This window comes from Microbispora sp. NPDC049633 (assembly GCF_040675265.1).
Taxonomy (GTDB): Bacteria; Actinomycetota; Actinomycetes; order Streptosporangiales; family Streptosporangiaceae; genus Microbispora; species Microbispora maris.
In genome coordinates this window covers 1-5,470 of sequence record NZ_JBFAOO010000320.1, presented here as the reverse complement: position 1 = coordinate 5,470, position 5,470 = coordinate 1, and the positions used below count along the sequence as shown (strand labels likewise).

The window sequence follows — 5,470 nt, the reverse complement described above, 5'->3', positions numbered from 1 at the left end:
GTTCCGCACCGAGCAGCCGCCCTACTCGCTGCTCAACCGCGGTGTCGAACGCGAAGGTCCAGATGGGTCTCATCTACGTCAACCCCGAGGGCCCGAACGGCAACCCGGACCCGCTCGCCGCGGCCCGCGACATCCGTGAGACGTTCCGCCGCATGGCGATGAACGACGAGGAGACGGTCGCCCTGATCGCGGGTGGCCACACCTTCGGCAAGACCCACGGCGCGGGCCCGGCGGACAACGTCGGCGCCGACCCCGAAGCCGCCCCGATCGAGCAGCAGGGCCTCGGCTGGAAGAACAGCTACGGCACCGGCAAGGGCGGCGACACGATCACCAGCGGTCTCGAGGTCACCTGGACCCCCACCCCGACCAAGTGGGACAACAGCTTCTTCGAGACGCTGTTCGCCTACGAGTGGGAGCTGACCCAGAGCCCGGCGGGCGCCAACCAGTGGAAGCCGAAGGGCGGCGCCGGTGAGGGCACCGTTCCCGACGCCCACGACCCGTCGAAGCGCCACGCCCCCCAGATGCTCACGACCGACCTCGCCCTCCGGGTCGACCCGATCTACGAGCAGATCTCGCGGCGCTTCCTGGAGAACCCCGACGAGTTCGCGGACGCCTTCGCCCGCGCGTGGTTCAAGCTGACCCACCGCGACATGGGCCCGGTCGCGCGTTACCTCGGCCCGGAGGTTCCGTCCGAGGTGCTGCTGTGGCAGGACCCGCTGCCGGAGCGGACGTACGAGCTCGTCGACGCCAGGGACATCGCCGCCCTCAAGGAGCGGATCCTCGCCTCGGGCCTGTCGGTGTCGCAGCTCGTGTCGGTCGCGTGGGCGTCCGCCTCCTCCTTCCGCGGCAGCGACAAGCGCGGCGGCGCCAACGGTGCGCGCATCCGCCTGCAGCCGCAGAGCGGCTGGGAGGTCAACGACCCCGACCTGCTCGCGATGGTGCTGCGCACCCTCGAGGGCATCCAGGAGTCCTTCAACGCCGCCCAGTCCGGCGGCAAGCAGGTCTCCCTCGCCGACCTGATCGTGCTCGCCGGGTCCGCCGCCGTCGAGAAGGCCGCCAAGGACGCGGGTTTCAACGTCGAGGTCCCCTTCACGCCGGGTCGCGTGGACGCGTCGCAGGAGCAGACGGACGTCGAGTCGTTCGCCGCGCTCGAGCCGACCGCCGACGGGTTCCGCAACTACTACGGGAAGGGCAACCGCCTGCCGGCCGAGTTCCTGCTGGTCGACCAGGCGAACCTGCTGAACCTCAGCGCCCCCGAGATGACGGTCCTCGTCGGCGGTCTGCGGGTCCTGGACGCCAACTACAAGCACTCGAAGCTCGGCGTCTTCACCGAGACCCCCGAAGTCCTGACCAACGACTTCTTCGTCAACCTGCTCGACCTGGGCACGGAGTGGGAGTCGACGTCGGAGGACCAGACCAGGTTCGAGGGGCGCGACGCCGCCACGGGCGAGGTCAAGTGGACCGGCACCCGGGCCGACCTCGTCTTCGGGGCGAACTCGGAGCTGCGCGCGGTCGCTGAGGTGTACGCGAGCGACGACGCCAAGGAGAAGTTCGTGCGGGACTTCGCCAAGGCATGGAGCAAGGTCATGGACCTCGACCGGTTCGACCTGATCTGAGCATGACGTGACGTCCGGCCGGCCCCCACGGGCCGGCCGGACGTTCCCGTGTTCAGGCGGGCAGGGAGGCGAGCCAGCCGGTCAGGATGTCGTTGACCTCGTCTCGGCGTTCCTGCTGGATCCAGTGGCCGCAGCCGTCGAGTACGCGCGAGGTGACCAGGCCCGGCAGCGTGACCGGGTAGGCCGCGATGGCGTCGGCCATCCAGGTGGTGGAGGCGTCCAGCGCGCCGCCGATGAACAGCGACGGCTGCGTGATGGCGGCACCGTCGAAGCCGGCGAGGTCCTCCCAGTCCCGGTCCATGTTCCGGTAGCGGTTCAGCGCCCCGGTCAGCCCGGTCCGTTCGAACTCCGCCGCGTAGGCGTCGAGATCGTCCCCACTGAGCCAGGCGGGCAGCCGACCGGAGGGGAAGCGGTCGCGCAGCCTTCCGCCCCGGGACACGAAGTGCGGGTCCGGGGCACCGGCGGAGGGCATGGTGTCGGCGGACAGGGCGGCGTAGAAGCCGGCGAGCCAGCCGCGGACGTCCGGCTCGATCTCGCCCTCGGCCCGGCCGGGCTCCTGGAAGTAGCCGACGTAGAACTCCTCCTCTCCGCCCATCCGCGCGAACACCTCGCTGGGCCGCGGCCCGCCGCGCGGAGCGTACGGCACGCTCAGCAGGCCGACGGCGCGGAAGACCTCGGGCCTCACGAGGGCGGAGTTCGCGGCGATGGTCGCGCCCCAGTCGTGGCCCACGATCACCGCGGTCCGCTCGCCCAGGGCGTGCACGACCGCGACGTTGTCCTCGACCAGCTCCAGCATCCGGTACGCGGCCACGTCCCCGGGCTTGGAGGAGCGGCCATAGCCCCTGACGTCCAGAGCGACGGCCCGGTAGCCGGCCGCGGCCAGCACGGGCAGTTGGTGGCGCCACGAATACCAGGACTCGGGAAACCCGTGCACCAGCAGCACCAGCGGCCCCGAGCCCTGCTCCACAACGTGAATGCGCCCGGCGGGAGACGAGACCAGACGATGTGTGACCGCCGCGGCGGGAGCGGGCTGCGCCATCGATCCTCCAAAGTTCCTGGTGGTTGCCGTGGGAATCATCCGCCGGACCGTGACGCCGCCGCGAATCGTGTTGCCGGTCCGGCAAATCGCTCCGGGCGCCAGTCAGGGGGTCGGCCGATGCGACCGGCCCCTGGCGTTCGCCGGGCGGACCGTTCTGGGCGTCTTCGCGGTCGGGGTTCTCCGGGCGGAAGAAGTCGCTCTGCGCGCCGTCGCTCCTGCGCCCCCGCCGCCGCCCGGGGCTCAGACCCCCGCCGGGTAGGTCTCCGGAACCTCTCCGCGCTCCCAGCGGGCCGTACGCTCCAGGGGCTCCACCGCGCCGGTCTCGTCGATGTGGACGACCGCGTCGAACTGGTCGGGCAGGCGGGTCTGGAAGTAGTGGCTCCGCCGCTCCGTGCCCGGACGGTAGACGACCCCGATGGCCCGTTCGAGCAGCGCCCCGCGCAGCGCGTCCGCCGCGCCGGCCGGGCGGGCGAGATCGACCAGGAACTCCGCGTGCCCGACCTCGTGGAACAGCTCCTCGACCGAGCCGGGCAGCGCCGGGCGCACGTTCTTCCGCTCGGCCGGGTGCCCCCAGTCGCGGGCCGCCGTGACGGTGCCGGTGTAGGTGGTGAAACCGATGAGCCGGCAGTCCTCCGGGTTGTGCTCGCGCACCAGCCGGCCGAGGTTGAGCTCGCCGCGCGCGCCCATCTCCGTCGCCCGCGCGTCGCCGAGGTGGGAGTTGTGCGCCCACACCACGATCCTCGCCGGCTCGCCGCGTTGCCAGCCGAGGTGCTCGGCCAGCGCGAACAGCGTGTCGGCCATGTGCCGGTCGCGCAGGTTCCACGACGACACCCGGCCGCCGAACATCGTGCGGTAGTACCGCTCGGCGGCCGCCACGACCGCTGCGTTCCGCTCGGCGTGGAAGAACTCGTCCTCGCCGAGCAGCCCCTGCGCCCGCTGGTAGCGCAGCGCGTTGCGCTGGAGGTCGACGAGCTGGTCGACCACCCGCCGCTCGCACGACTCCCCCGCCCCGAAGGCGGCGGCGAAGCCGTACGCCTGCCCGTCGTCGCCGTCGCTGTGGTCGAAGCAGGCGTACCGATCGCGGGCCCGTTCCGCCGCGCCGGGGTCCACCGCGTCCAGGTACGCGATGACCTCGTCGGCGGAGTGATGCAGGCTGTAGAGGTCGAGCCCGTAGAAACCGGACCGCGCCCGCTCGTCCAGCCGCTCGTTGTGCTCGCGCAGCCACCCGGCGAACTCCAGCACGTCCGCGTTCCGCCACATCCAGGTGGGGAAACGCCGGAAGCCGCGCAGCGCCTCCTCGGCGGACGCGTCGTCGCCGCGTCCCCGGACATACCGGTTCACCCGGTAGGCGTCGGGCCAGTCGGCCTCCACCGCCACGGCGACGAAGCCCTTCTCCTCGATGAGCCGCCGCGTCATGCGGGCGCGCGCGGCGTAGAACTCGTGGGTGCCGTGCGACGCCTCGCCGATCAGCACGAACCGCGCGTCGCCGACGAGGCCGAACAGCACCTCGTCCGAGGGGACGCCGTCCCGTGTCGGGACGAGCTGCGAGCGCAGGGTCGCGAGGCCGGTCGTGGCGGGCGTGGCACGTGCCGGGACCCGGGCGGCCGCCGCGCGCAGCAGCTTGCGCACCTCGTCGTCCGGGATCCGGCTGAAGTTCCAGTACGACTCCCCCGCCGAGAAGAAGGGCGTGGGCGTGGTCGCGCAGACGACCTCGTCCACCAGAGCCGACAGCTCCTGGCAGGTGGACCGCGGCGCGGCGGGCACGGCGACCACGATCCGGGCGGGCTCCCGCTGCCGGACCGCGCGGACGGCGGCGCGCAGGCCCGCGCCGGTCGCCAGTCCGTCGTCCACGACGATCACGGTCCTGCCGCCCAGCTCCGGTGCGGGCGCGTCGCCGCGGTAGGCCCGCTCCCGCCTCGCCAGCTCCCGGGCCTCCCGCTCCACCACCTGCCGGATGGTGTCGGACTGGATGCCGAGCCCGCGGACGACGTCCTCGTCGAGCACGATCACCCCGCCGCCGGCGATCGCCCCCATCGCGAGCTCCTCACGGCCGGGTGTGCCGAGCTTGCGCACGGGCAGCGCGTCGAGCGGGTGGCCCAGGCCCGCCGCCACCTCGTACGCCACGGGCACACCGCCGGGCGGCAGGCCGAGGACGACGACGCCGGGCAGTTCCCGGTAGTGCCCGAGTAGCCCCGCGAGCACCGAGCCCGCGTCCCGGCGATCCGAAAACAGGCGATCGTCCATGCGGCCCGCCTCCCGCGGTCGCGCAGCCGAATACCCTCATGCGAGCTGCGCAAACGCGCCGCTGGGGACCGCCGGCGGTCAGCGGTAGGTGAAGCAGTAGTTCGACTTGCCCTTGAACCGGTGGAAGGCCTGCTGATCGGGATAGCGCCAGCGGCAGCCGGCGTCGCGCCGGCTCTGGGTGAGGTACATCGTGTCGCCCTTCCGCTTGACGCAGTACGCGCCGGGCGTGGGCGTCTCGCGGTACTCGACCCACTCCCAGCCGAGCGTCACGCAGTATTCGGTGAAGTGTCCCGGTCCGAGCTCCGCGAGCCGCTTGGCCGGCGTGGGCGAGGGCCGCGCCGGCGTCGACACCGGCGAGCCGGCCGGGACCGGCGCGGCCGTCCGCGAGCGGCGGGCGGTCGGCCGTGCGGTGACCGTCCTCGTGGGGGCGGGCCGCGTCGTGCCCGGCCCGGCCGTGGATGGTCGCGCCTGGGGCCGGGCCGGGGAGACGGGCGACGCGGTCCGCGACGGCTCGGCCGTGCGGCCGGGCGAGGCGGCGGCGGATGGCGATGGGGCACCGCCGGCGGCCGGG

Annotated in this window: 5 protein-coding genes; 2 read left to right on the top strand and 3 right to left on the bottom strand. The window is 73.0% G+C overall.

Annotated features, from left to right (window positions below):
• Positions 1–1,616, top strand: a 1,616-nt coding sequence (katG, locus tag AB0J39_RS37930; RefSeq protein WP_363473805.1) for a catalase/peroxidase HPI, incomplete at its 5' end; no start/stop codon positions are given.
• A 52-nt stretch (positions 1,617–1,668) separates the two neighbouring features.
• Here the strand turns inward: katG and AB0J39_RS37925 are convergent.
• From AB0J39_RS37925 to AB0J39_RS37915, 3 genes are all read right to left on the bottom strand, one after another.
• A complete protein-coding gene (locus AB0J39_RS37925) occupies positions 1,669–2,655 on the bottom strand; it encodes an alpha/beta hydrolase (protein WP_363473803.1) in 987 nt (328 codons plus the stop codon).
• Between the two features lie 240 nt (positions 2,656–2,895).
• On the bottom strand, positions 2,896–4,899 hold the full coding sequence (locus AB0J39_RS37920; protein ID WP_363473801.1) for an erythromycin esterase family protein: 2,004 nt from the start codon (positions 4,897–4,899) through the stop codon (positions 2,896–2,898).
• Positions 4,900–4,977: 78 nt separating this feature from the next.
• Positions 4,978–5,169 (bottom strand): hypothetical protein, encoded by a 192-nt coding sequence (locus AB0J39_RS37915; RefSeq protein ID WP_363473799.1) that lies wholly within the window; start codon positions 5,167–5,169, stop codon positions 4,978–4,980.
• Positions 5,170–5,221: 52 nt separating this feature from the next.
• On the opposite strand from AB0J39_RS37915, the gene AB0J39_RS37910 reads away from it, so the two are divergent.
• Positions 5,222–5,470, top strand: a 249-nt coding sequence (locus tag AB0J39_RS37910; protein WP_363473797.1) for a hypothetical protein, incomplete at its 3' end; no start/stop codon positions are given.

What these genes read in the sequence shown, in the direction of transcription:
- AB0J39_RS37920 (WP_363473801.1), bottom strand. Translation starts at nt 4,899, where the DNA reads ATGGACGATCGCCTGTTTTCGGATCGCCGGGACGCGGGCTCGGTGCTC.
- AB0J39_RS37925 (WP_363473803.1), bottom strand. Translation starts at nt 2,655, where the DNA reads ATGGCGCAGCCCGCTCCCGCCGCGGCGGTCACACATCGTCTGGTCTCG.